Source organism: Microterricola gilva (assembly GCF_004217495.1).
GTDB lineage: Bacteria > Actinomycetota > Actinomycetes > Actinomycetales > Microbacteriaceae > Microterricola > Microterricola gilva.
The window spans coordinates 2,426,526-2,448,328 of the sequence record NZ_SHLC01000001.1; the positions used below are offsets into that span (position 1 = coordinate 2,426,526).

The 21,803-nt window shown below is 68.8% G+C and carries 18 protein-coding genes; 9 read left to right on the forward strand and 9 right to left on the reverse strand.

Annotated features, from left to right (window positions below; translation table 11 throughout):
• Nucleotides 1-23: 23 nt before the first annotated feature.
• The 9 genes from EV379_RS11315 to rsmI all read right to left on the reverse strand — a co-directional run bounded on the left by EV379_RS11315 (nucleotide 24) and on the right by rsmI (nucleotide 10,615).
• Complete coding sequence (locus tag EV379_RS11315) at nucleotides 24-935, reverse strand: MetQ/NlpA family ABC transporter substrate-binding protein (protein ID WP_130506215.1); 912 nt, start codon at nucleotides 933-935, stop codon at nucleotides 24-26.
• A gap of 200 nt (nucleotides 936-1,135) precedes the next feature.
• On the reverse strand, nucleotides 1,136-2,992 hold the full coding sequence (locus EV379_RS11320) for an ABC-F family ATP-binding cassette domain-containing protein (RefSeq protein WP_130506216.1): 1,857 nt from the start codon (nucleotides 2,990-2,992) through the stop codon (nucleotides 1,136-1,138).
• Between the two features lie 153 nt (nucleotides 2,993-3,145).
• Complete coding sequence (locus EV379_RS11325) at nucleotides 3,146-4,081, reverse strand: 4-(cytidine 5'-diphospho)-2-C-methyl-D-erythritol kinase (RefSeq protein ID WP_130506217.1); 936 nt, start codon at nucleotides 4,079-4,081, stop codon at nucleotides 3,146-3,148.
• A 9-nt stretch (nucleotides 4,082-4,090) separates the two neighbouring features.
• The gene (locus EV379_RS11330; protein WP_130506218.1) at nucleotides 4,091-4,651 is read right to left on the reverse strand and encodes a hypothetical protein; all 561 of its coding nucleotides are present in this window, start codon (nucleotides 4,649-4,651) and stop codon (nucleotides 4,091-4,093) included.
• Nucleotides 4,652-4,713: 62 nt separating this feature from the next.
• The gene (gene rsmA, locus EV379_RS11335; protein ID WP_130506219.1) at nucleotides 4,714-5,643 is read right to left on the reverse strand and encodes a 16S rRNA (adenine(1518)-N(6)/adenine(1519)-N(6))-dimethyltransferase RsmA; all 930 of its coding nucleotides are present in this window, start codon (nucleotides 5,641-5,643) and stop codon (nucleotides 4,714-4,716) included.
• A complete protein-coding gene (locus tag EV379_RS11340; RefSeq protein ID WP_130506220.1) occupies nucleotides 5,640-6,665 on the reverse strand; it encodes a TatD family hydrolase in 1,026 nt (341 codons plus the stop codon). The genes rsmA and EV379_RS11340 overlap by 4 nt, the downstream gene beginning before the upstream one ends.
• Before the next feature lie 74 nt (nucleotides 6,666-6,739).
• Entirely contained in the window at nucleotides 6,740-8,299 is a 1,560-nt protein-coding gene (metG, locus tag EV379_RS11345; RefSeq protein WP_130506221.1) for a methionine--tRNA ligase, read from the reverse strand.
• Nucleotides 8,300-8,407: 108 nt separating this feature from the next.
• Nucleotides 8,408-9,565 carry an NADP-dependent oxidoreductase gene (locus EV379_RS11350; protein ID WP_242616344.1) on the reverse strand — a complete coding sequence of 386 codons (1,158 nt, stop codon included), beginning with the start codon at nucleotides 9,563-9,565 and terminating at the stop codon, nucleotides 8,408-8,410.
• Between the two features lie 168 nt (nucleotides 9,566-9,733).
• A complete protein-coding gene (gene rsmI, locus EV379_RS11355) occupies nucleotides 9,734-10,615 on the reverse strand; it encodes a 16S rRNA (cytidine(1402)-2'-O)-methyltransferase (protein ID WP_130506222.1) in 882 nt (293 codons plus the stop codon).
• Between the two features lie 44 nt (nucleotides 10,616-10,659).
• On the opposite strand from rsmI, the gene EV379_RS11360 reads away from it, so the two are divergent.
• The 9 genes from EV379_RS11360 to EV379_RS11400 all read left to right on the forward strand — a co-directional run bounded on the left by EV379_RS11360 (nucleotide 10,660) and on the right by EV379_RS11400 (nucleotide 21,802).
• Nucleotides 10,660-12,417, forward strand: coding sequence for a dolichyl-phosphate-mannose--protein mannosyltransferase (locus tag EV379_RS11360; protein ID WP_130506223.1), 1,758 nt, complete (start codon nucleotides 10,660-10,662; stop codon nucleotides 12,415-12,417).
• A gap of 226 nt (nucleotides 12,418-12,643) precedes the next feature.
• The gene (locus EV379_RS11365) at nucleotides 12,644-13,789 is read left to right on the forward strand and encodes a fatty acid desaturase family protein (protein WP_130506224.1); all 1,146 of its coding nucleotides are present in this window, start codon (nucleotides 12,644-12,646) and stop codon (nucleotides 13,787-13,789) included.
• A gap of 120 nt (nucleotides 13,790-13,909) precedes the next feature.
• A complete protein-coding gene (locus EV379_RS11370; protein WP_130506225.1) occupies nucleotides 13,910-14,926 on the forward strand; it encodes a YeiH family protein in 1,017 nt (338 codons plus the stop codon).
• 141 nt (nucleotides 14,927-15,067) lie between these two features.
• The gene (locus tag EV379_RS11375) at nucleotides 15,068-15,775 is read left to right on the forward strand and encodes a sirohydrochlorin chelatase (RefSeq protein ID WP_130506226.1); all 708 of its coding nucleotides are present in this window, start codon (nucleotides 15,068-15,070) and stop codon (nucleotides 15,773-15,775) included.
• Nucleotides 15,776-15,938: 163 nt separating this feature from the next.
• Nucleotides 15,939-17,648 (forward strand): nitrite/sulfite reductase, encoded by a 1,710-nt coding sequence (locus tag EV379_RS11380; RefSeq protein WP_278044032.1) that lies wholly within the window; start codon nucleotides 15,939-15,941, stop codon nucleotides 17,646-17,648.
• Nucleotides 17,645-18,427, forward strand: a complete 783-nt coding sequence (locus EV379_RS11385) for a phosphoadenylyl-sulfate reductase (protein WP_130506228.1) — start codon at nucleotides 17,645-17,647, stop codon at nucleotides 18,425-18,427. The genes EV379_RS11380 and EV379_RS11385 overlap by 4 nt, the downstream gene beginning before the upstream one ends.
• Entirely contained in the window at nucleotides 18,424-19,404 is a 981-nt protein-coding gene (cysD, locus tag EV379_RS11390) for a sulfate adenylyltransferase subunit CysD (protein ID WP_130506229.1), read from the forward strand. The genes EV379_RS11385 and cysD overlap by 4 nt, the downstream gene beginning before the upstream one ends.
• On the forward strand, nucleotides 19,404-20,744 hold the full coding sequence (locus EV379_RS11395; RefSeq protein WP_130506230.1) for a sulfate adenylyltransferase subunit 1: 1,341 nt from the start codon (nucleotides 19,404-19,406) through the stop codon (nucleotides 20,742-20,744). Before cysD ends, EV379_RS11395 begins: the two co-directional genes overlap by 1 nt.
• The gene (locus EV379_RS11400) at nucleotides 20,741-21,802 is read left to right on the forward strand and encodes an ABC transporter substrate-binding protein (RefSeq protein ID WP_130506231.1); all 1,062 of its coding nucleotides are present in this window, start codon (nucleotides 20,741-20,743) and stop codon (nucleotides 21,800-21,802) included. The genes EV379_RS11395 and EV379_RS11400 overlap by 4 nt, the downstream gene beginning before the upstream one ends.
• Nucleotide 21,803 lies beyond the last annotated feature (1 nt).

Genomic DNA, 21,803 nt, shown 5'->3' on the forward strand with positions numbered 1-21,803 from the left:
CCGCGGTGATGCGGTGGCTCGGACTACTTCTGGGCCTTGGTGTCTGCCTCGACCTTGGCGAGCGACTTCTCCAGGTCGGCGACCGGGGTCTGCAGCGCAACGGCGGTGTCGCCAGAAGCCTCGAGCAGACCGGCCTGAACGGCCTTGTCGGTCTGGAAGATCTCGACGAGCTTCTTGTAGGTGGCGTTGTCCTTGTCCTCGGCGCGGGCGGCGAAGATGTTGACGTACGGCAGCGCGTTGGCGTCGCTCGGGTCGTCCTGGGCGATCGCGTCGGCGAAGGTCAGGCCGGCATCCTGCACGAAGTCGTTGTTGATGACCGCGGCGGCCACATCGGGCAGCGAGGTGGCGGTGAGAGCAGCCTCGAGCGCGGTGACCTTGACCTTGGACTTCGCCTCGTCGACGTCGTTCAGGCCGGAGAAGATGCTGCCGCCGTCCTTCAGCTCGATGAGCTTGGCGGACTGCAGCACGAGCAGGGCGCGGGCCAGGTTGCTCGCGTCATCCGGAACCGCGACGGTCTCGCCTGCCGGGATGTCGGCGACGCTGTCGTACTTCGTGGAGTAGAGGCCGAGCGGGTAGATCGCCGTCGAACCGATGACCGCGAGGTCTTCGCCGGAGGAGACGTTGTAGTCGGCGAGGTAGACGATGTGCTGGAACTGGTTCAGGTCGAGGTCGCCGGCGCTGAGCGCGGGGTTCGGCTGAGCGTAGTCGCCGAAGTCGACGATCTCGACGGTGATGCCCTCGGCTGCTGCCGCATCAACGAACGCCGGCCACTGCGGGTCGCTCTTGCCGACAACGCCGACCTTGACGGTCTCGTTGGCGTCGCTGCTGCCGGAGCCGGCGGTGTCGCTCGTGGTGGCGCACCCGGCCAGGGCGGCGAGCAGGGGCAGGGCGGTGAGGGCGGCGAGGACCTTGGCGGACTTCTTCGAGATGGACATAACTACCTTTCGCTGTGGGTACCCGAGCGGCCGGTCGTCACGTTGTCGATCACGGAGTCTGATCACGTCTGGGCACAGCTTCGCCCCGGTGGTGTTCGGGGGGATTGTGTGCCGCTGCTGCGCGGGGTGATTACAACGGTACGCGGCAAAACTGCGACCGCAGAACCACTGCGCCTCAATTCGTCACAGTTCCTGCGGTGCTATCCCTCGATCAGCTCAGATACTTCGACCCAGCGGGTTTCGTGCTCCACCACGTCACGCTCCAGCTTCTGCAGCTGCGTCGTGAGCGCGGCCAAACCGTCGTAGTCGCTCTGGTCGTGCACGGCCAGCTTCTCGTGCAGCTCGACGATCTGCTGCTGCCACTTGGCGAGCTTGCGGTCGATGGATGCCAGCTCCTTCTGCGCGTTGCGCAGCTCGGCTCCGCCGATGGCCGGCTTCTTCGGTGCGGCGCTGGTTCCTCCCCCGGTTGAGCCGGTCGACACCTCGCCCGCGCCGACGACGCTCGCGAAACCGACGTTGTCGGCATCCGCGGCGATCTGCTTGTTGCGCATCTCGATGTACTGCTCGACGCCGCCGGGGAGGTGGCGGAAGTGCCCCTCGGTGACGGCGTACTGCTGGTCGGTGACACGCTCGATCAGGTAGCGGTCGTGGCTGACGACGAGCAGGGTGCCGGGGAAGGAGTCGAGCAGGTCTTCCATCGCGGCGAGCATGTCGGTGTCGAGGTCGTTGGTCGGCTCATCGAGGATCAGCACGTTCGGCTCGTCGAGCACGATGAGCAGCAGCTGCAGCCGGCGCTTCTGACCACCGGAGAGGTCCTTGACCGGGGTGGAGAGCTGCGAGCTCATGAAGCCCATGCGCTCGAGCAGCTGGCCTGGCGTCATCTCCTTGCCGCCGGCGACGTAGCTCGAGCGCTGACGGCCGATGACCTCGCTGACGCGGTCGTTCTGGATCGCCTTCAGCTCGTTGAGCTGCTGGGTGAGCACGGCGACCTTGATGGTCTTGCCGCGCTTGACGGTGCCGCTGGTGGGCTGCAGGGTGCCGGCGACGAGGTTCAGCAGGGTGCTCTTGCCCGCGCCGTTGACGCCGAGGATGCCGGTGCGCTCCCCCGGCGCGATGCGCCAGGTCACGTCGTTCAGCACGGTCTTGGCCGGGGTGTGCTCGGTGGCGGGGAACTTGACCGTGACGTCGATCAGGTCGACGACGTCCTTGCCGAGGCGCTGCATGGCCATCGACTGCATCGAGACGGTGTCGCGGGGCGGCGGCTCGTTGGCGATCAGCTCGTTTGCGGCGTCGATGCGGAACTTCGGCTTCGCGGTGCGGGCCGGGGCGCCGCGGCGGAGCCAGGCCAGCTCCTTCTTCATGAGGTTCTGGCGCTTGGCCTCGGAGACGGCGGCCGAGCGGTCGCGCTCGACGCGCTGCAAGATGTACGCGGCGTAACCACCCTCGAAGGGTTCGATGATGCGGTCGTGCACCTCCCAGGTGGCGTTGCAGACCTCGTCGAGGAACCACCGGTCGTGGGTCACGACGATGAGTCCGCCGGAGTCCCGCGGCCAGCGCTTCTTGAGGTGACCGGCGAGCCAGGCGATGCCCTCGACGTCGAGGTGGTTGGTCGGCTCATCGAGGAAGATGACGTCGTGGTCGCCGACGAGCAGCGCGGCGAGGGCGACGCGGCGGCGCTGGCCACCCGAGAGGGAGCCGACGACACCGTCCCAGGGGATGTCGCTGAGGAGTCCACCGATGACGTCGCGCACGACGGGGTCGCCGGCCCAGACGTGCTCGTCGATGCCGCCGACGACGGCCTGTGCCACGGTCAGGCTGGAATCGACGGTGTCCGCCTGGTCGAGCATGGCGAGGCGCACATCGCGGCGACGCGTGACGCGGCCGCCGTCCGGCTCCATGCGCCCGGCCAGCAGGCTGAGCAGCGTGGACTTGCCGTCGCCGTTGCGGCCGACGATGCCGACGCGGTCGCCCTCATTGAGCCCCACCGTCACTTCGTCGAAGATTACGCGGGTGGGGAATTCGAGGTGCAGCCTTTCGGCGCCAAGCATGTGTGCCATATCGCCCCCAACTCTATCGGCCCCGCCTGTGCGCCCGCCCCGGCATCCACTCCGGCGGCCGCTCCGGCCGCCGAGAGTGCAGTTGTGGGGCAGCACGCGCGATGGCGTGCCCGACAACTGCACTCTCGAAGCGCTGCGCGGCTCGGCGGGCGGCTAGGAGTGGAGGACGCGGGCGCCGTGGACCGGGCCGTGGGCGCGGACGGCGGTCAGGCGCGAGGCCGACAGCGCGACCTGGAGTTCGAGGGCCGTGTCGGCGTCCGGCGCGAGGAACGCCAGCGTCGGGCCGGACCCGGAGACGATGCCGGCGAGTGCGCCGTTCGCCTCGCCGAGCTCGAGGATCTGGCCGAGGCCGGGCGCCAGCTGCAGGGCCGCAGCCTGCAGGTCGTTGTGCAGCGCCTCGGCGAGCAGCGCCGAGTCGCCGGCGCGGAGCGCGTGCAGCACGCGGGCGTCGACCTGCGGGGATGCCGGGGCCGGAGCGATGTCGGAGAGGTGGCGCGCGCGGTGGCGATCCAGCTCGGAGTAGACGGCCGGGGTCGACATGCCGAACTCGGCGATGGCGAGCACCCAGTGGAAGTTGCCCTGGGCCAGCGCCGGGCTCAGCTGGTCGCCGCGGCCCGTTCCGATGGCGGTGCCGCCGGCGAGGGCGAACGGCACGTCTGCGCCGAGTTTGGCCGCCAGCGCGTGCATGTCATCTTTGCCGAGCTCGGTGCTCCAGAGCGCATCGCAGGCGATCAGGCTGGCCGCGGCATCCGCGGAGCCACCGCCCATGCCGCCGGCGATCGGCACGTTCTTCTCGATCTCGAGGCGCACTCCGCCGCGGAATCCCGTCTTGCGTGCGAGCAGCTTGGCGGCCCGGATGGCGAGGTTGCTGCCGTCGACCTCGAGGCCGGAGGTGTCGACGCTGCCGCTGAAGCTCACCGAGAAGTCATCGGCAGGGTAGGCCCGCACGTCTTCGTAGAGTGAGACCGCCTGATAGGCCGTCGCGAGGTCGTGGTAACCGTCGTCCTGCAGTGCACCGACCGCCAGGAAGACGTTGATCTTGCCCGGCGCTCTCGCATGCACGACCGGGGAGGCAGCAGCGAGAGTCATATCCTCACGCTATCCCACCTCGGCGGCGGCCTGCAGCCAGCCCTGTAGGCGAAGCTTCGCCGGTGCGACATCCTCCGGCTTCTCGAGCTTGCTCCAGGTGAGCGATACCGAGGTCTTCCCCGCCTTCGATGGAGCGGCCGTCGCCAGGATCGACCCGACCTGCCCCTCGAGGCCGGACAGCGGCCAGCGCGCGGTGATGTGCCGTACCGCTCGACTTTCGGATGCCGGCGCGCCGAGCTCTGCCGCGACGGCGGCGATCACGGCGTCCAGCGTCTCCTGCTGCTCCAGTGGCAGGGTCTTGGATGCGCTCACCTCGTAGCTGCCGTCTTGGCGCTGTCCCGGGTTGCGGATGCCGCGAGCCTGCTCGTAGCCGACGGTGACGCCCTGCGCCCACCAGCCGCCGATCGGGAAGTTGGCGTCGAGCCAGCGGGCGGTGACGGAGTGCTTCCAGTCCTGCGCGCCCTCGGCATCGAGGATCGCGAACCACTCGGCCCAGCTCTTGCCCGTCGCGGCGACGAGCGCGTCGTCGCTCACGCCGTCCTGGCGCCCGGTGACGATGTCTTCAGCCATGTCCGTCACGCTAGTGGCTGTGCGTGCGGACACGCCAGTGCGGCAGTCCGACTGCGCGCCGGCTATCCCTGAGCGGATTGCGCGCGAGCGATGCGCAGGAAGTCGTGCACGGTGAGCTGCTCGCCGCGCTCGGTCGGGCTGACCCCGGCCGCCTCCAGCACGGCGCTGGCCGTTGCCGTGTCGCCGAGCACGGGGGCCAGCGACTGTCGCAGCATCTTGCGACGCTGCTGGAAAGCGGCGTCCACGAGCGCAAAGGTTGCGACGCGCTCCTCCTCGGTGCCGATGGCACCGGTTTCGTCGATGGCGGCGTCACCGGAGCTCGCGGCATCCCGTCGGTCGAATCCGACGAGGATCGAGTCGACGTTCGGCACCGGCCAGAACACCTGCCGGGAGACGTGCCCAGCTGTGCGCCAGGAGCCGTACCACTCGGCCTTCACGCTCGGGCTGCCGTAGACCTTGGAGCCGGGCGTCGCCGCGAGGCGCTGGCCGACCTCGGCCTGCACCATGACGATGCCAGAGCGGATCGACGGGAAGTGCTCGAGGAAGTGCAGCAGTACGGGCACCGAGATGTTGTACGGCAGGTTGGCGACGAGCCGGGCTGGCTGCCCTGGCAGCTCGGTGACGCGCATGGCGTCCTGCGTGATCACGGTCAGCGGCACGCCGGGCTGCATGAGCTCGACGGTCTTCGGCAGCTGCTCGGCGAGGCGCTTGTCGATCTCGACGGCGGTGACGGATGCCCCGACCTCGAGCAGGCCGAGGGTGAGCGAGCCGAGACCTGGGCCGATCTCGACGACGTGCTCGCCCGGCTTCACGCCTGCGGTCTTGACGATGCGGCGCACGGTGTTGGCATCGATGACGAAGTTCTGTCCGAGCTTCTTCGTCGGGGTGACGTCGAGCAACTCGGCGAGGTCGCGGATCTCGGCGGGACCGAGCAGGCGGCCGTGCCCCGGCACGGTCTCCGGGATCTCTTCTTCGTGACGGTGTGCGGTCATGCGATGCCTCCGATGGCCTCGGTGCTGGCGGGAAAGGCGGTCTTGGCAGACAGGGCGCCGGCCGGGTTGCTGGTGGCCGAGTGGCCGGCGGATGCCACGGGCTCTGCGTCCCAGCGGCCGTAGACGAGTTCGGTGTTCGAGTTGATCTGCGCGGCGAGCACCGTCGCATCCGTGCCGAGCTCTGCGGCGATCGCGCGCAGCGTCAGTGGCAGCAGGTACGGTGCGTTCGGACGGCCCCGGAACGGGGTCGGCGTGAGGAAGGGGGCATCCGTCTCGATCAGGATCTGAGAGCGGGGAATCACCTGGAGTGCGTCGCGCAGGTTCTGCGCGTTCTTGAAGGTGACCGTTCCCGCGAAGGAGAGATACCAGCCGTTGTCGGCGCAGAGTTGCGCCATCTCGGCGTCACCGGAGAAGCAGTGGAACACCGTGCGCTCCGGCGCTCCGACGCGCAGGAGTGTCTCGATGACGGCCGCGTGCGCATCGCGGTCGTGGATCTGCATGGCCAGCCCGTGGCGCTTGGCGATGTCGATGTGCGCCTCGAAGGAGCGGTGCTGGGCGGCACGGCCGTCCTCGCCGGTGCGGAAGTAGTCGAGCCCGGTCTCGCCGACGGCGACGACGCGCGGTAGCGCGGCCAGCCGGTCGATCTCGGCGATGGCGGCGTCGAGCCCGCCCTCCCAGCTGCCGTCGGGACCACCGGCGGTGTCGTAGAGCGGCGCCTCGTTCGGGTGGATCGCCACGGCGGCCAGCATGCGCGGTTCGACCGCGGCGGTCGCAGCCGACCACTGCGAGGTCGGCACGTCGCCGCCCACCTGGATCACGCCGCGGACGCCGACGGCCGAGGCCCGGTCGAGCTGCTCGCGGTAGTCGATCGGGTGCTCGCCGTCGGCGATCTCGAGGTGCGTGTGGTTGTCGTAGACGCCAACGGTGAGCGCCTCAGGCAGCGGCGGGTAGCTCAGCTCGCGCCCCTCGGTCTGTTCACGCTTGCGCACGTGCGCCGAGGTGTCCATGTTCGCGTCGCTCATCGTCAGTTCCTTGTTGCCTTGGTCTCGGAGCGGCCCAGCCGGCGGCCCACTCGACCAGCGGGTGATTTGCGATGTTACTCGGTGGTCTCGATGCGCGGGAACAGCGCCTCGAGCGGGGCGACGGATGCCGCACCGCTCCACTCCCAGGCGCGGTCGATGCGCTGATCCTGCACGACGCCGTCGCCGCCGAGCGCGGTCCACAACTTCGCGGTCGCCTTCGGCAGCACCGGGGAGAGCAGCACGGCCAGCGTGCCGAGGCCGCGGACGGCCGTGTAGAGCACCGTCTCCAGGCGCTCGCGCTCCTCGGGCTTCTTGGCCAGGGCCCACGGCTCCTGCTCGGTGATGTAGCCGTTCAGGCCGTCGACGAGCGTCCACACCTCGGCGATCGCCTCGTGGATGGCGAGGCGGTCGATGGCGATGGATGCCGTCGCGGTCGCCGTGCGCTCGATCGCCTGGATGGCGGCATCCGCATCGGTGAAGGCACCGGGCGCGGGGATGACGCCGTCGCAGTATCGGTTGACCATGGCGATCACGCGCGAGGCAAGGTTGCCGAAGCCATTGGCCAGCTCGGCCGTGTAGCGGGCGTGCAGATCCTCCCAGGAGAAGGAGCCGTCCTGGCCGAAGTGGATCGCGCGCAGGAAGTAGTAGCGGAACGCGTCGGAGCCGAAGGTGTCGGTGATCTGCGTCGGCGCGATGCCGGTCAGCTTCGACTTGGACATCTTCTCGCCGCCGACGAGCAGCCAGCCGTGTCCGAAGACGCGGTGCGGCACCGGCAGGCCAGCGGCCATCAGCATCGCCGGCCAGATGACGGCGTGGAAGCGGAGGATGTCCTTGCCCACGAGGTGGGTGGCCGGCCAGCGGCGCTCGAACTCGGCCTCGTCCTGGCCGTAGCCGACGGCGGTCACGTAGTTCAGCAGCGCGTCGAACCAGACGTAGACGACATGCGACTCGTCCCACGGCACCTTGACGCCCCAGTCGAAGCTGGAGCGTGAGATCGAGAGGTCGTCGAGGCCGGAGCGCACGAAGGACATGACCTCGTTGCGGGCGCTCTCCGGCTGCACGAAGTCGGGCCGCTCCTCATAGAGGGCGAGCAGCTGCTCGGCGAATGCGCTCATCTTGAAGAAGTAGTTCTTCTCGTGCAGCAGCTCGACCGGCTTGGAGTGGATGGCGCAGACCTTCTGACCCTCGTACTCGCCTGTGCCGTCGACGAGGTCGCTCGGCTGCTTGTACTCCTCGCAACCGACGCAGTAGTAGCCCTCGTATTCGCCGGTGTAGATGAACCCGGTGTCGTAGAGGTGCTGCAGGAACTTCTGAACGTTCTCCTCGTGGCGGGGCTCCGTTGTACGGATGAAGTCGTCGTTGGAGAGGTCGATCGTCTCCAGCAGCGGCTTCCACGCCTCCTCGACCAGCTTGTCCGCCCACTGCTGCGGCGTGACGCCGTTGGCGGTCGCGGTGCGCAGGATCTTCTGGCCGTGCTCGTCGGTTCCCGTCAGGAACCAGGTGTCGTCACCGCGCTGACGGTGCCAGCGCGCGAGCACGTCGGCGGCCACCTCCGTGTAGGCGTGTCCGATGTGCGGTACGTCATTGACGTAGAAGATCGGCGTGGTGACAAAGAAAGAGGAGCCATCGGACATGGACTCCATTCTATTCGGGCGCCGGATGCCGCCGATCCCCCGTTACGCCGAGGCGTCACCCGGGCCGCCACCGACGCCCGGCGCCGATGCCGACGACACGTCCATCGCTCAGTGCTCCTCCGCCAGCTCGTCCGACGGGTGCGGATGCCGCTGCCCCGGCAGGTGCCCGAGCACGGGTGGCAGGTTCTCCCGTACCCGCATCGGCGCGTGTTCCGTCGGAACGTCGACGGTCGCCGCGGCCTCCTTGAGCGGAACGCCGTGCCAGATCGCCTCATGGATGTGCTGGTGGGCGTAGCCGACCGGGTGCATGCCGAGCACGATCTTGCCGCGGGTGTGCCCGCGGTCGAGTTCCTCGAACGCCTCCCGCACCTGCTCGAGCGGGAAGATGTCGGAGACGGGCACGAGTAGGCGGTGCTGCTCGGCCAGCCGGGCGAGCTTGGCGACGATGGCCACTCCCCTGGCATCCGCGCGGAGCTCGCTCTCGGCCGCCGGCTCGGTCACCCCGTGCTCGCTTGACCCGTACTCGTCCGAGCCGTAGTCGAGCACGCCGTCCCAGTCGACAACGCTGCGGACCCGCCCGGGCGGAACCCGGAGCGCGCGCGCCGTCTCGAGGTTGTCGCCTCCGAAGGCATCCAGGTAGGCGTCGACGCCGTTCGGCGCCGCCTCCCTGATGCTCGTGACGATGTCGCCGTCGTGAACGACGGGGATCACGCCGATCTGGCGGAGGAAGTCGATGTTCCGCTCGCTGGCCGTGCCGATGACGGTCGCCCCGCGCAGGGCGGCCAACTGCGCGGCGATGCAGCCGACTCCGCCAGCCGCCGCGGAGATGACGACGGTGTCACCGGCGGAGATGCCGAGCTCGTTCACCGCCGCCCACGCCGTGGTGCCCGTCACGAACAGGCCGCCGGCCACCTCCCAGGGGAGGTGCGGCGGTTTGGGGGTGAGGTTCGTGGCGGGCACGGTCAGGTGGGTGGCGTGCGAGGCTCGCGATGCGTGCCCGATCACGGCATCGTTGACCTCGCACTGTGTGACGCCGCGACCCGTTGCACGAACGAACCCGGCAAAGTCTGAGCCTTGGCCTTGGGGGAAGTGCGCCGGCATCCGTTCGGCGAGCAGTCCCTCGCGGAGGCGGGAATCCGCCGGATTGAGCCCGGCGGCGATCACCTCGATGAGAACCTCGCCGTCTGCGGGCTCCGGCATCGGGATGTCGACGATCTCGAGAACCTCGGGGCCGCCATAGCGCGAGTATGTAATTGCCTTCGGCACGGTGCACCTCCACCACTGGCTTCAACACTCTTAACGCCGACGGAGTTGGCGTTGTTCCCTACCCGACATCGAACTCTCTTCGGGCGGTCGCCACAACAGGCAGAACGGTTCGGCCGTGCCGAAACAGGCGCGAGCAGCCAGTCAGGGCGTCGACGGCCCGTTCTCGCGTTACGCGCCCTGGCCGGTCACCGGGCCCGCGCCCCGGCCCCCGCGCTCGGAAGCGCCGGCCCTGGCCGGCTTGGCGTCGAGGGCGGCCTGGTACAACTCGCGCTTGCCGAGTCCGGTGCCCTCAGACACCACGGCCGCGGCATCCTTCAACCGCTCACCGGCCGCGACGAGCGCGAGCACCTCGGCGACGCCGCTCGGCAGATCACTGACCCGCTTCTCTGCACCGGCCACGACGATGCAGATCTCGCCCTTGACGCCGGATGCCGCCCACTCGGCGAGTTCGGCCGCGGTACCGCGCTTGACCTCCTCGTAGAACTTCGTCAGCTCCCGGCAGACCACAATGCGGCGTTCAGCACCGAACACGGTCGCCATGTCGCCGAGCGATGCGGCCAGACGGTTCGGGGATTCGAAGAACACCATGGTGCGGCGTTCGTCGCGGAGCTCCGTGAAAGTGCTCACCCGTTCGCCGGACTTGCGCGGGAGGAATCCCTCGAAGGTGAAACGGTCGGTCGGCAGCCCGGACACGGCCAGCGCCGTGAGCACCGCGCTCGGGCCAGGCAGCGCGGTCACGGTCACGCCGGCGGCGGCGGCGGTGTCGACGAGGTGGAATCCGGGGTCGGAGACGGTGGGCATTCCGGCGTCGCTCAGCACGAGCACATCCGTCTCGCGGGCCAGCTCGACCAGCTCGATGGACTTCTCCCGCTCGTTGTGGTCGTGCAGTGCGATCAGGCGGGGCCGGTTCTCGATGCCCAGCGCGGCGAGGAGGCGTTGGGTGACACGGGTGTCCTCCGCGGCGATCACCGTGGCGGTGCTGAGCGCCTCGACCAGACGCACCGAGGCGTCCTTGAGGTTGCCGATGGGAGTCGCCGCAAGAATGATCATGCCTCCAGTCTGACCTACTCTCCTCTCTGGCCTAGCATGGGCGAATGGGCATCGGAGGGCTGCGGCACGCTGGCGGCGACGATGTACCCGGCGAGGTGCCTGCGGCGCCGGAGCCGGGCGATGACTCGGCGACGAGCCCGTCTGTGCTGACCGGGGAGGCCGCCCAGGACTCGCCGAGCACGGATGCCGACACCGAACAGAGCGCGGACAGCGCCGTCGACGAGCCGCGCGGCAGTCGGCTCGACACATGGTGGGCGCACGTCCTGCGCACCCGCAGGCGGCAACGTCTCTGGTACTGGGGCGGGCCGATCGCCGTCACCGTGCTGGCCGCGGTGCTGCGGCTCTGGGACCTCGCACACCCGCACTCCCTCGTCTTCGACGAGACGTTCTACGTCAAAGACGCGTACACGCTGCTGAACAACGGCTACGAGTCAACGTGGCCGGAGGGAGCAGACGAGAGCTTCAACTCCGGCGACACCGACGTCTTCACCCGCGAGGGCTCGTTCGTGGTGCACCCGCCGCTCGGCAAGTGGATCATCTCGCTCGGGCTGGCGGCGTTCGGCGCCGACAACTCCTTCGGCTGGCGCATCGGCACCGTCGTGGTCGGCATCCTCGCCGTCTTCCTGCTCACCATCATCGCCCGCCGGCTGTTCTCCTCGACGATCGTCGCCGTCATCGTCGGTTTCCTCTTCGCGGTCGACGGGCACGCGATCGTGATGTCGAGGGTCGCTCTGCTCGACGGCATCCTGATGTTCTTCGCCCTGCTCGGATTCGGTGCGATCCTGCTCGACCGCAGCTGGCATGAGAAGCGGCTCAACGCGTGGTTGGCCGATCGCAGGCAGCGCGCGGCATCCGGCCAGCTCGCGGAACCGAGCTGGGGCCCCGCGCTGTGGTGGCGCCCGTGGCTGCTGGCCGCCGGGCTTGCCTTCGGCCTTGCGGCGAGCGTCAAGTGGTCGGGGCTGTACTTCCTGGCCGCGTTCGGCCTGTACGTCGTCCTCGTCGACGCACTCGCCCGCCGCCGCGCCGGCGTACCGTTCTGGGCCAGTGCCGCCGTGCTGAAGCAGGGGCCCGTCTCGTTCCTCCTGCTCGTGCCGATCGCACTGGGAACCTTCCTCGCCAGCTGGACGGGCTGGTTCGTCACCGCCGGCGGCTTCTACCGTAACTGGGCGTCGGAGGCGGGCAACGCGTGGACGGGCGCGATGGCCTGGGTCCCCGAGAGCCTGCAGAGCTTCTGGCACTACCAGCTCGCCGCGTACAACTATCACGTCGGCCTCAGCACACCCCACCCGTACCAGGCGAACCCATTGACCTGGCTGTTCATGACCCGGCCGACGAGCATGTACTACGTCGGCTCGACGTTCGGCGAGAACGGATGCCAGTTCGACGCGTGCAGCTCGGCCATCCTCTCCGTGGCCAACCCCCTGATCTGGTGGTCAGCGACGGCCGCGGTGTTCTATCTCGTCTACCGGCTCGCACGCTACCGCGAGTGGCAGATCGGCCTGATCCTGATGGGGATGGTCGCCGGTTACCTGCCCTGGCTCATGTACCTGGACCGCACGGTCTACCAGTTCTACACAATCGCGTTCGAGCCGTACATGCTGCTCGCGCTCGGCGTCGTGATCTCCCTCGTGCTCGGCAAACGCGACGACGTTTGGTGGCGCAGACAACGCGGCGTGAGCCTGGTCGCCATCTTCCTTGTATTCGTTGTGCTGGTCAGCGCCTTCTTCTACCCGATCTGGACGGGGAAGCAGGTGCCGTTCTGGTTCTGGAACCTGCACATGTGGTTGCCCGGCTGGATCTGATCCCCGCGTGTTTCCGGGCCAGAACCGGTCTCATTGCCGGCTCGGAACATACACCCCTTATATTCCCGCCACGGCATGGAAGAGGCGCGTAATCGAGGGCATTTCTCAGCCAGTTGGCCGTAGGCTTCAGCTATCTGATCGCAATGTCGCCGCATTCTCTTCGACACCGTGAGCTCCGGGCAACCGCCCACCTCAGACTGGGAAGTCACTCACACGAAGGCTGACGATGAGCGAAACAACCGCTGCACCCGACACCTCTGCTGGAGCCACGGCATCCGTGACGATCACGAAGCCCTCCGTGCGCATCGTTCGCACGAAGCCGGGCGGTGACCGCAAGAACCCCACGACCGAGTACTCTGCGCTGCTGCACACCGTGCGCAACCTCGGGCTGCTGCGCCGGACCACCTGGTTCTACTGGATGGTGTTCGGAATCCTGCTCGCCGCGCTCGGCGGCATCGTCACCGGCTTCGTGCTGCTCGGCGACAGCTGGTTCCAGCTGCTCATGGCCGGCGCGCTCGGCATCGTGCTGACCCAGTTCGCCTTCCTGGCGCACGAGGCGTCGCACCGCACGGTGTTCGAGTCCGGCAAGGCCAACGACCGCGCGGGCCGGATCCTTGCCAACGCTTTCGTCGGCATCAGCTACTCGTGGTGGATGACGAAGCACTCCAGGCACCACTCCAACCCGAACGTCGTGGGCAAGGACCCCGACATCGACAACGACTTCATCGTGTTCCAGCCGGACGAGGCCGCCAAGGTCAACCGACTGCACGCCGTCGTCACCCGCAAGCAGGGCTGGCTGTTCTTCCCGATGCTCACCCTCGAGGGCCTGAACCTGCACATGCACGGCCTGCGCACGGTCATGGGCAAGGGCAAGGTCGACAAGCGCGGCCTCGAGATCAGCATGATCGTCACCCGCCTCGCCGCCTACCTTGCGGTGCTCTTCATCTTCCTGCCCGTCGGAATGGCCTTCGCCTTCCTCGGTGTGCAGCTGGCCGTCTTCGGCGTCTACATGGGCGCATCCTTCGCCCCGAACCACAAGGGCATGCCGATCCTCCCCCACGACTCCAAGGTCGACTTCCTGCGCCGCCAGGTGCTCACGAGCCGCAACATCCGCGGCGGCTGGGGCATGCTCACCTTCATGGGCGGCCTCAACTACCAGATCGAGCACCACCTGTTCCCGAACATGCCGCGCCCGCACCTGCGCAAGGCCCAGGAGCTCGTCAAGGAGTACTGCCAGAACCACTCGATCGCCTACACCGAGACCGGGCTGTTCCAGAGCTACGGCATCGTCGTGGACTACCTGAACCGGGTGGGGCTGTCGGCCCGCGATCCCTTCGACTGCCCGATGACGCAGCGGTTCCGCACGCACTAACGCAAGGACATAGCGAGCGAGAAAGGACGGGATCCTCGATCCCGTCCTTTTTTGCTGCCGAGATCCTTGTTTCGCGCCGCGGATGCCGGGGCGGCAGCGACGGCCCGTTAGGCTCGATAGGTGAAGTGGTTGCCCGGCGTTGCTCTCGCGGGTGCCGCGGCCCTCGTGGCGTGGGCGATCCACGCGCTCATTCCGGCGATACCGCTGCTCACGGCCGCCGTGGCGATCGGCATCATCGTCGGGCAGATCCCCGCCGCCCGCGGCGCGCTGAACGGGATCCTCGCGCCGGGGCTCTCCGTTGCCTCCAAGCAGTTCATGCGCCTCGGCATCGTGCTCCTCGGGCTGAAACTCAGCCTGGTCGACATCCTCGGCCTCGGCTGGCTGTCGATCGTCATGATCGTCGCGATCGTGCTGCTCACCTTCGTCGGCACGATCGGCCTCGGCCGCGCGTTCGGCCTGCCCGGTCACCAGCCACTGCTCATCGCGACCGGGTTCTCGATCTGCGGCGCCTCGGCGATCGGCGCGATGAGCGGTGTCGTCAAGGCCAAGGACGAGGAGACGGCGACGCCCATCGCCCTCGTCACGTTGTGCGGAACGCTCGCCATCGCCGTGCTGCCGCTGCTCTGGCATCCGCTCGGCCTCAGCAACGAGCAGTTCGGCCAGTGGGTCGGAGCGAGCGTGCACGATGTCGGTCAGGTCGTCGCGACAGCGCAGATCGCTGGGCCGGCCGCCCTCGCCGTCGCGATCGTCGTCAAGCTCACCCGTGTGCTCATGCTGGCACCGGTTGTCGCCGTCGCCGCCGGCGTCGAACGCCGCAGACACGGCGCGGCCGTGGAGCTCGCCACCCGCACCGGCGCGGCAGCACCGGACGCCGCCGCCCGCCCGCCGATCGTGCCGCTGTTCGTGGCCGGGTTCCTCGCCGCCGTGCTCGTGCGCACCCTGTTCCCCGTGCCGGAGAGCGTGCTCGAGGTCGCCGACTGGCTGCAGACGGCGCTGCTCGCGATGGCGCTGTTCGGGCTCGGCTCCGCGGTGCGCCTCGGCGAACTCGTGCGCACCGGCTGGCGTGCCCTCCTCGTCGGTCTGCTCAGCTGGACACTGATCGCCTCCCTCGCCTACGGCGCGGTGCAACTGCCCTGACCACCGGTCGGGGAGCATCCCCGACCGCGGCCTGCGACGGCACTCACTCGGCGGTGCCGTTCGGAGTGCCGTCATTCGGAGTGCCGTCATTCTGGGTAACAGGGTTCTGCCGCGCGACTCCCTGGGCCGACGATGGGTCACATGGCCAGCTCTCGCCCCGCCCTCGTCGGCATCTCGCACGGCACGTCGTCCCCGGACGGCCGTGCCGCTGTCGCCGCCCTGATGCACAGGGTGGCCGCCGCACACCCCGAGCTGACCGTCGCCCGTGGCTTCGTCGACGTGGAGCGCCCGAATCCCCGCGAGACGTTGGCGGCGCTGCCCGATCGGCGCCGGGCCGTCGTTGTGCCGCTTCTGCTCTCGGCCGGCTACCACGTGCATGTCGACCTCAGCCGGGCGGTTGCGGCGGAAACCGAGCGGCCGGTGACGCTCGCCGCGGCTCTCGGCCCCGACGACCGGCTCGTGGCGCTACTGCGACACCGCCTGGATCAGGCCGGCCTCCTGGACGACGACGTGCTCATCCTCGCCGCGGCCGGGTCCAGCGATCACCGTGCCGTCGCCGACTGCCGGGTCATCGCCGAACGCCTCGCCGCGGCATCAGGCCGGGAGGTCATCATCGGATTCCTCTCCGCCGTCGAGCCGAGGCTCGCGGATGCCGTCGGCGCCGCTCGTGCCGCCGAGCCGGGTCGGCGCATCGTCGTGAGCAGTTATCTGCTGGCACCGGGCTACTTCCACTCGCTCGCAGAACAGGCGGGCGCGGATGTCGTGACCGCGCCGCTGCTGACCGCCGCTGAGCCGGCTCCGGAGCTCCTCGTCGAGGTCGTTGCCAGCCGATATCGCGAAGCAGTGTAGGCGCACGGCTCACCCCGACGCAGCACTGTTACGCCCCGCTGCACTCCGTGACAGGTCGTGACCGCGCCCCCTCGCGCGCAGTACGCGCGTCAGTGAGCCTTGCTCAATCGCAGCGGCGCATTCGCACCCCGCCCGCGCCGCGTCGATCGAGGAGGAGAGCATCGTGTCGTTGAATCTGGCTGAAACCGCGGAGGCGGCCCGGCCCGCTCGCCCTGCGTCGCGCCCCAACGGACAGTGGAAGATCGACGGCACCGCTCCGCTCAACGGCAACGAGGAGTGGAAGCAGCAGGACAACGGCCTGAACGTGCGGGAGCGGATCGAGCAGGTCTACTCCAAGAACGGTTTCGCCTCCATCGATGGCACCGATCTGCACGGCCGATTCCGGTGGTGGGGCCTGTACACGCAGCGCAAGCCGGGAATCGACGGCGGCAAGACCGCAACACTCGAGCCGCACGAGCTCGAGGACGAGTACTTCATGCTCCGGGTGCGCATCGACGGCGGCCAGCTGACCACCGGCCAGCTGCGCGTCATCGGCGAGATCTCCCAGGAGTTCGGCCGGGACACCGCCGACCTCACCGATCGGCAGAACATCCAGCTGCACTGGGTGCGGGTCGAGGACGTGCCCGAGATCTGGCGCCGCCTCGAGGCCGTCGGCCTCGGCACCACTGAGGCCTGCGGCGACGTGCCGCGCGTCGTGCTCGGCTCCCCCGTCGCCGGCATCGCCCTCGATGAGCTCATCGACCCCACCGAGACGATCGCTGAGATCACGGCGAAGTACATCGGCGTGCCCGAGCTGGCCAACCTGCCCCGCAAGTTCAAGACCGCCCTGACCGGGCACCCGAGCCAGGACGTCGTGCACGAGATCAACGACGTCGGCTTCGTCGCCGTCGATCATCCAGAGCTCGGCATCGGCTACGACCTCTGGGTCGGTGGCGGCCTCTCGGTCAGCCCTCGCCTCGGCGAACGACTCGGCGTCTTCGTGCGCCCAGACAAGGTCGCAGACGTGTGGCTCGGTGTCGTCTCGATCTTCCGCGACTATGGCTATCGCAGACTCCGCAACAAGGCCAGGCTCAAGTTCCTGCTCGCCGACTGGGGGCCGGAAAAGTTCCGACAGGTCCTCGAGGACGAGTACCTGCACGAGGCGCTGCCCGACGGGCCGCCCGCTCCCACACCGACCCGCCAGGGTGATCACGTGGGGGTGCACAAGCAGAAGGACGGACGCTTCTACATCGGCGTGACCCCCTTCGTCGGGCGCGTTTCAGGGACCGTACTCACCGCGCTCGCCGACCTCCTCGAGAAGCACGGCTCGACCCGGCTGCGCACGACGCCGCACCAGAAGATCGTGCTGCTCGACATCAGCGAGGAGAACGTCGAACCGCTGATCACGGCGCTCGACGCGCTGGGACTGGAAGCCAGGCCGAGCCTGTTCCGTCGCTCAACCATCGCCTGCACCGGCATCGAGTTCTGCAAACTCGCCATCGTCGAGACCAAGCAGACCGCCACCGATGCCGTGCTCGAGCTCGAGAAGCGCCTCGCCGGGATCGAGGTTCCCCACCCGATCAGCCTGCACGTGAACGGATGCCCGAACTCCTGCGCCCGGATCCAGACCGCCGACATCGGCCTGAAGGGCCAGCTTCTCCCCGACGGCGCGGGCGGTCAGGTGCCCGGGTTCCAGGTGCACCTCGGTGGCGGACTCGCCTCGGTCGGCCGTGACGAAGCCGGCCTCGGCCGGACCGTCAGGGGTCTCAAGGTCACCGCCGACGACCTCGCCGACTACGTCGAGCGTCTCGTCAGGCGATTCCTCGCCGAGCGCGGCGACACCGAGACATTCGCACACTGGGCACACCGCGCAGACGAGGAGGCACTCCAATGAGCACCGATGCAGTGAACACCGATGCTGTGAACACCGATGCTGTGAACACCGTTGTGAACACCGCTGTCGTTCGAAACCCCACGCTCCGCACGGCGGACGAGCTGCGCCTCCTCGCAGAACGGGGAGCCGCCGAGCTCGCCGATGCGTCGGCCGAGCAGCTGATCGCCTGGGTCGCCAAGAACTTCGACACCGCCGCCGTCGCGGTCGCCTGCTCGATGGCGGATGCCGTGCTGCCGACGCTTGTCGCGGATCAGCTGCCCGGCGTCGACGTGCTCTTCCTCGACACGGGCTACCATTTCGCCGAGACCTACGCGACGCGCAACGCGGTGGCCAGCGCCATCGACGTGACGGTCGTCGACGTGCTGCCAGAGCGCACCGTCGCCGAGCAGGATTCCGCCCTCGGCAGGGATCTGTTCGCCCGTGACCCCGGCGCCTGCTGTGCCGCGCGCAAGGTCGCCCCACTGAATCGCGCTCTGCGCGGCTACGAGCTCTGGTTCACCGGAGTGCGCCGCGACGAGGCGCCCACTCGCATCAACACCCCTCTCATCGAATGGGATGAACGCAACGGGCTGGTCAAGGTGAACCCCCTGGCCGCGTGGAGCTTCGACGAACTGCAGGACTACGCCACCGCGCATTCCGTGGTGCTGAACCCCCTCCTCGCTCAGGGCTACCCCTCCATCGGCTGCGCACCGTGCACGAAGCCCGTCAGCGCAGGAGACGACCCCCGCTCCGGCCGCTGGGCCGGACTCGAGAAGACAGAATGCGGACTTCACCTATGACATCGACACCAGCGCTCTCGACGGCGCCGACCGTCCCAACGGCAGCGTCCCATCCCGCGGCGCGAGCCGCGTCGAACGCACGGCCACGGCTCGACCAGCTCGACCTGCTCGAAAGCGAGGCGATCCACATCATCAGGGAGGTCGTCGCCGAGTTCGAACGACCGGTGCTGCTCTTCTCCGGCGGCAAGGACTCCGTCGTCGTGCTGCACCTCGCGTCCAAGGCCTTCTGGCCGGGCAAGGTGCCGTTCCCGGTGCTGCACGTCGACACCGGCCACAATTTCCCGGAGGTCATCGCCTTCCGTGACGCCACGGTCGAACGTCTGGGCATCCGGCTCGCGGTCGCGAGCGTGCAGGACTACATCGACGACGGGCGCCTCCAGGAGCGCGCGGACGGAACCCGCAATCCGCTGCAGACCCAGCCGTTGCTCGATGCGATCGCGGCAGGCAGGCACGACGCCGTCTTCGGCGGCGCACGTCGCGACGAGGACAAGGCCAGGGCCAAGGAACGCATCCTGTCGCTGCGTGACGAATTCGGTCAGTGGGACCCCCGCAACCAGCGGCCGGAACTCTGGAATCTGTACAACGGACGGCACACGGTCGGCCAGCACGTGCGCGCATTCCCCATCAGCAACTGGACCGAACTGGACATCTGGCGCTACATCGAACGCGAAGGCATCGAACTCCCCCCGCTGTATTACGCGCACGAGCGCGAGGTGTATCGGCGTGACGGGATGTGGCGGGCAATCGGACCGGTGAGCGCGCCGGGCCCAGACGAGACGGTCGAGCTCCGAACGGTGCGCTACCGCACGGTCGGCGACATGAGCTGCACCGGCGCCGTCGAATCCGACGCCGCCACCGTTCACGCCGTCGTCCACGAGGTCGCCCAGTCGACGATCACCGAACGCGGCGCGACCCGGGCCGACGACCGCATCTCAGAAGCCGCGATGGAAGATCGCAAAAAGGACGGGTACTTCTAATGACCGACGCACTGCTGACACGCCCCCTCGATGGCACCCTGTTCCGCTTCGCCACGGCCGGCTCCGTCGACGACGGCAAGTCGACCCTCGTCGGACGCCTGCTGCACGATTCCAAGGCGATCCTCGCCGACCAGCTCGACGCCGTCACCCGCACGTCGGCGGAACGTGGCTTCGGCGGCACGGGCGGCGGCATCGACTTCGCGCTGCTCACCGACGGACTTCGGGCCGAGCGCGAGCAGGGCATCACGATCGACGTGGCCTACCGCTACTTCGCCACCGGGAACCGCTCGTTCATCCTCGCCGACTGCCCCGGCCACGTGCAGTACACGCGCAACATGGTGACCGGGGCGACAACGGCCGACGCCGTCGTCGTGCTCATCGACGCCCGCAACGGTGTGCTGGAGCAGACCCGGCGGCACCTCTCGGTCGTGCAGTTGCTGCGGGTGCCGCACATCATCGTGGCCGTGAACAAGATCGACCTGCTCGGCTACGACGAGGCGGCCTTCGACCGGGTCGCGGCCGGTGTGCGCGCCGTCACCGGCGAACTCGGGATCGACGGGGTGCACGTCATCCCGGTCTCGGCCCTCGCCGGAGACAACGTCGTCGACCGCTCGAGCAACACCCCGTGGTACGACGGCCCCAGCCTGCTCGAACTACTCGAGAATCTGCCGCTCATCGACGAGGCGGAGAGCGCCATCGAGGCGTTCCGGCTGCCGGTGCAGCTGGTCATCCGCCCACAGGGCGCCGTCGCCGTCGCCCCGGAAGACGTCGACTCCTACCGTGACTACCGGGGCTACGCCGGGCAGGTCTCCTCCGGGTCCGTGAGCGTCGGCGATCCCGTCACCGTCGTTCCCGGCGGCGGAACGACCGTCGTCACGGGCATCGACTTCGCGGGCGTCGCGCTGGAGACGGCCGTTGCCCCGCAGTCGGTCGCCCTGCGCCTGCGCGACGACCTCGACGTCGCACGCGGCGCGGTCATCACGGCCGCCGACCGTGTGCCGGAGCTGAGGAAGGATCTCTCCGTCGCGCTGTTCTGGCTCGACCCGCGCCAGTTGCGCCCTGGCGCACGGGTGCTCGTCAAGTTCGGGACCTCGACGGTGCAGGCCATCCTCACGACGGTCACGGGACGCCGGAACCTCGACACCCTCGCGATCGAGGCCGCAGACGGCCTCGACATCAACGACATCGGTCACGCTGGCATCCGCCTCGCATCGGCCCTGCCGGTCGAGGAGTATGCGGAGAATCGTCGGGCGGGAGCCTTCCTCGTGATCCACCCCCAGGACGGCGCAACGCTCGCCGCCGGAATCGTCATCGCCGACAACACGGAGAGTGCAGCATGAACCGCGGAAAACTCAGCGCAACCATCGCGTCGATCGGACTCCTTGCGACGATGCTGGGTGGATGCGCCGCGCCAGCGGGCGATGTGCCGGCGACCGGCCCCGCGGCTGAGCTCCGGCTCGGCTACTTCGACAATGTCACCCACGCCCCGGCACTCGTCGGGCTGGAGAAGGGGTTCTTCGAGAAGGAACTCGGGGACACCACGCTGACGCCCCAGATCTTCAACGCGGGGCCCGCGACGATCGAAGCCCTGAGTGCGGGCGCGATCGACGCCGCATACATCGGCCCCAACCCGGCGGTGAACAGTTTCGTCGCGAGCGGCGGCCAGTCGCTGCGCATCGTGGCCGGAGCTGCGAGCGGGGGTGCGGCCCTCGTCGTGCGGCCGGGGATCGACAGCGCCGCAGACCTCGCGGGCACCACGCTGGCCACCCCGCAGCTCGGCAACACCCAGGACGTCGCGCTGCGCACCTGGCTGTCGGCAGAGGGCTATGAGACCAGCACGACCGGCGGCGGTGACGTGGCCATCACGCCGACCGAGAACGCCCAGACGCTCACGCTCTTCCAGAGCGGTCAGATCGACGGCGCCTGGCTTCCGGAACCGTGGGTGTCACGCCTCGTGCTCGAGGCCGACGCGCACGTGCTCGTCGACGAGGCGTCCCTCTGGGAGGACGGCGCGTTCCCGACCACGGTTCTCGCTGTCCGCGCCGAGTTCCTGGCCGAGCACCCCGATGCGGTGAAGGCCCTCCTGGCCGGGCACGCGGCATCCGTCGCCTGGTTGAACGAGCATCCGAGCGAGGCCGGAGCGGTGATCAACGCCAAGCTTGCCGCCGACACCGGAAAGTCCCTGCCGGATCCCGTGATCGCGCGCGCGCTCGAGCACGTCGCATTCACGACGGACCCGCTCGCGGCAACCTTCCCCGTGCTCCTGAACGCCGGAGTCGACGCCGGCACCGCCAAGGCAGGCGACATCAACGGACTCTTCGACCTCACGACCCTGAACGCCGTGCGCTCCGCGGCAGGCGCCGCACCGGTCTCGGCCGGCGAACTGGGGACCGAGTAGC

Excerpts from the sequence above, each read along its gene's own strand:
- EV379_RS11315 (WP_130506215.1), bottom strand. The coding sequence starts at position 935 with ATGTCCATCTCGAAGAAGTCCGCCAAGGTCCTCGCCGCCCTCACCGCC.
- EV379_RS11320 (WP_130506216.1), bottom strand. The coding sequence starts at position 2,992 with ATGGCACACATGCTTGGCGCCGAAAGGCTGCACCTCGAATTCCCCACC.
- EV379_RS11325 (WP_130506217.1), bottom strand. The coding sequence starts at position 4,081 with ATGACTCTCGCTGCTGCCTCCCCGGTCGTGCATGCGAGAGCGCCGGGC.
- EV379_RS11330 (WP_130506218.1), bottom strand. The coding sequence starts at position 4,651 with ATGGCTGAAGACATCGTCACCGGGCGCCAGGACGGCGTGAGCGACGAC.
- rsmA (WP_130506219.1), bottom strand. The coding sequence starts at position 5,643 with ATGACCGCACACCGTCACGAAGAAGAGATCCCGGAGACCGTGCCGGGG.
- EV379_RS11340 (WP_130506220.1), bottom strand. The coding sequence starts at position 6,665 with ATGAGCGACGCGAACATGGACACCTCGGCGCACGTGCGCAAGCGTGAA.
- metG (WP_130506221.1), bottom strand. The coding sequence starts at position 8,299 with ATGTCCGATGGCTCCTCTTTCTTTGTCACCACGCCGATCTTCTACGTC.
- rsmI (WP_130506222.1), bottom strand. The coding sequence starts at position 10,615 with ATGATCATTCTTGCGGCGACTCCCATCGGCAACCTCAAGGACGCCTCG.
- EV379_RS11360 (WP_130506223.1), top strand. The coding sequence starts at position 10,660 with ATGGGCATCGGAGGGCTGCGGCACGCTGGCGGCGACGATGTACCCGGC.
- EV379_RS11365 (WP_130506224.1), top strand. The coding sequence starts at position 12,644 with ATGAGCGAAACAACCGCTGCACCCGACACCTCTGCTGGAGCCACGGCA.
- EV379_RS11375 (WP_130506226.1), top strand. The coding sequence starts at position 15,068 with ATGGCCAGCTCTCGCCCCGCCCTCGTCGGCATCTCGCACGGCACGTCG.
- EV379_RS11385 (WP_130506228.1), top strand. The coding sequence starts at position 17,645 with ATGAGCACCGATGCAGTGAACACCGATGCTGTGAACACCGATGCTGTG.
- cysD (WP_130506229.1), top strand. The coding sequence starts at position 18,424 with ATGACATCGACACCAGCGCTCTCGACGGCGCCGACCGTCCCAACGGCA.
- EV379_RS11395 (WP_130506230.1), top strand. The coding sequence starts at position 19,404 with ATGACCGACGCACTGCTGACACGCCCCCTCGATGGCACCCTGTTCCGC.
- EV379_RS11400 (WP_130506231.1), top strand. The coding sequence starts at position 20,741 with ATGAACCGCGGAAAACTCAGCGCAACCATCGCGTCGATCGGACTCCTT.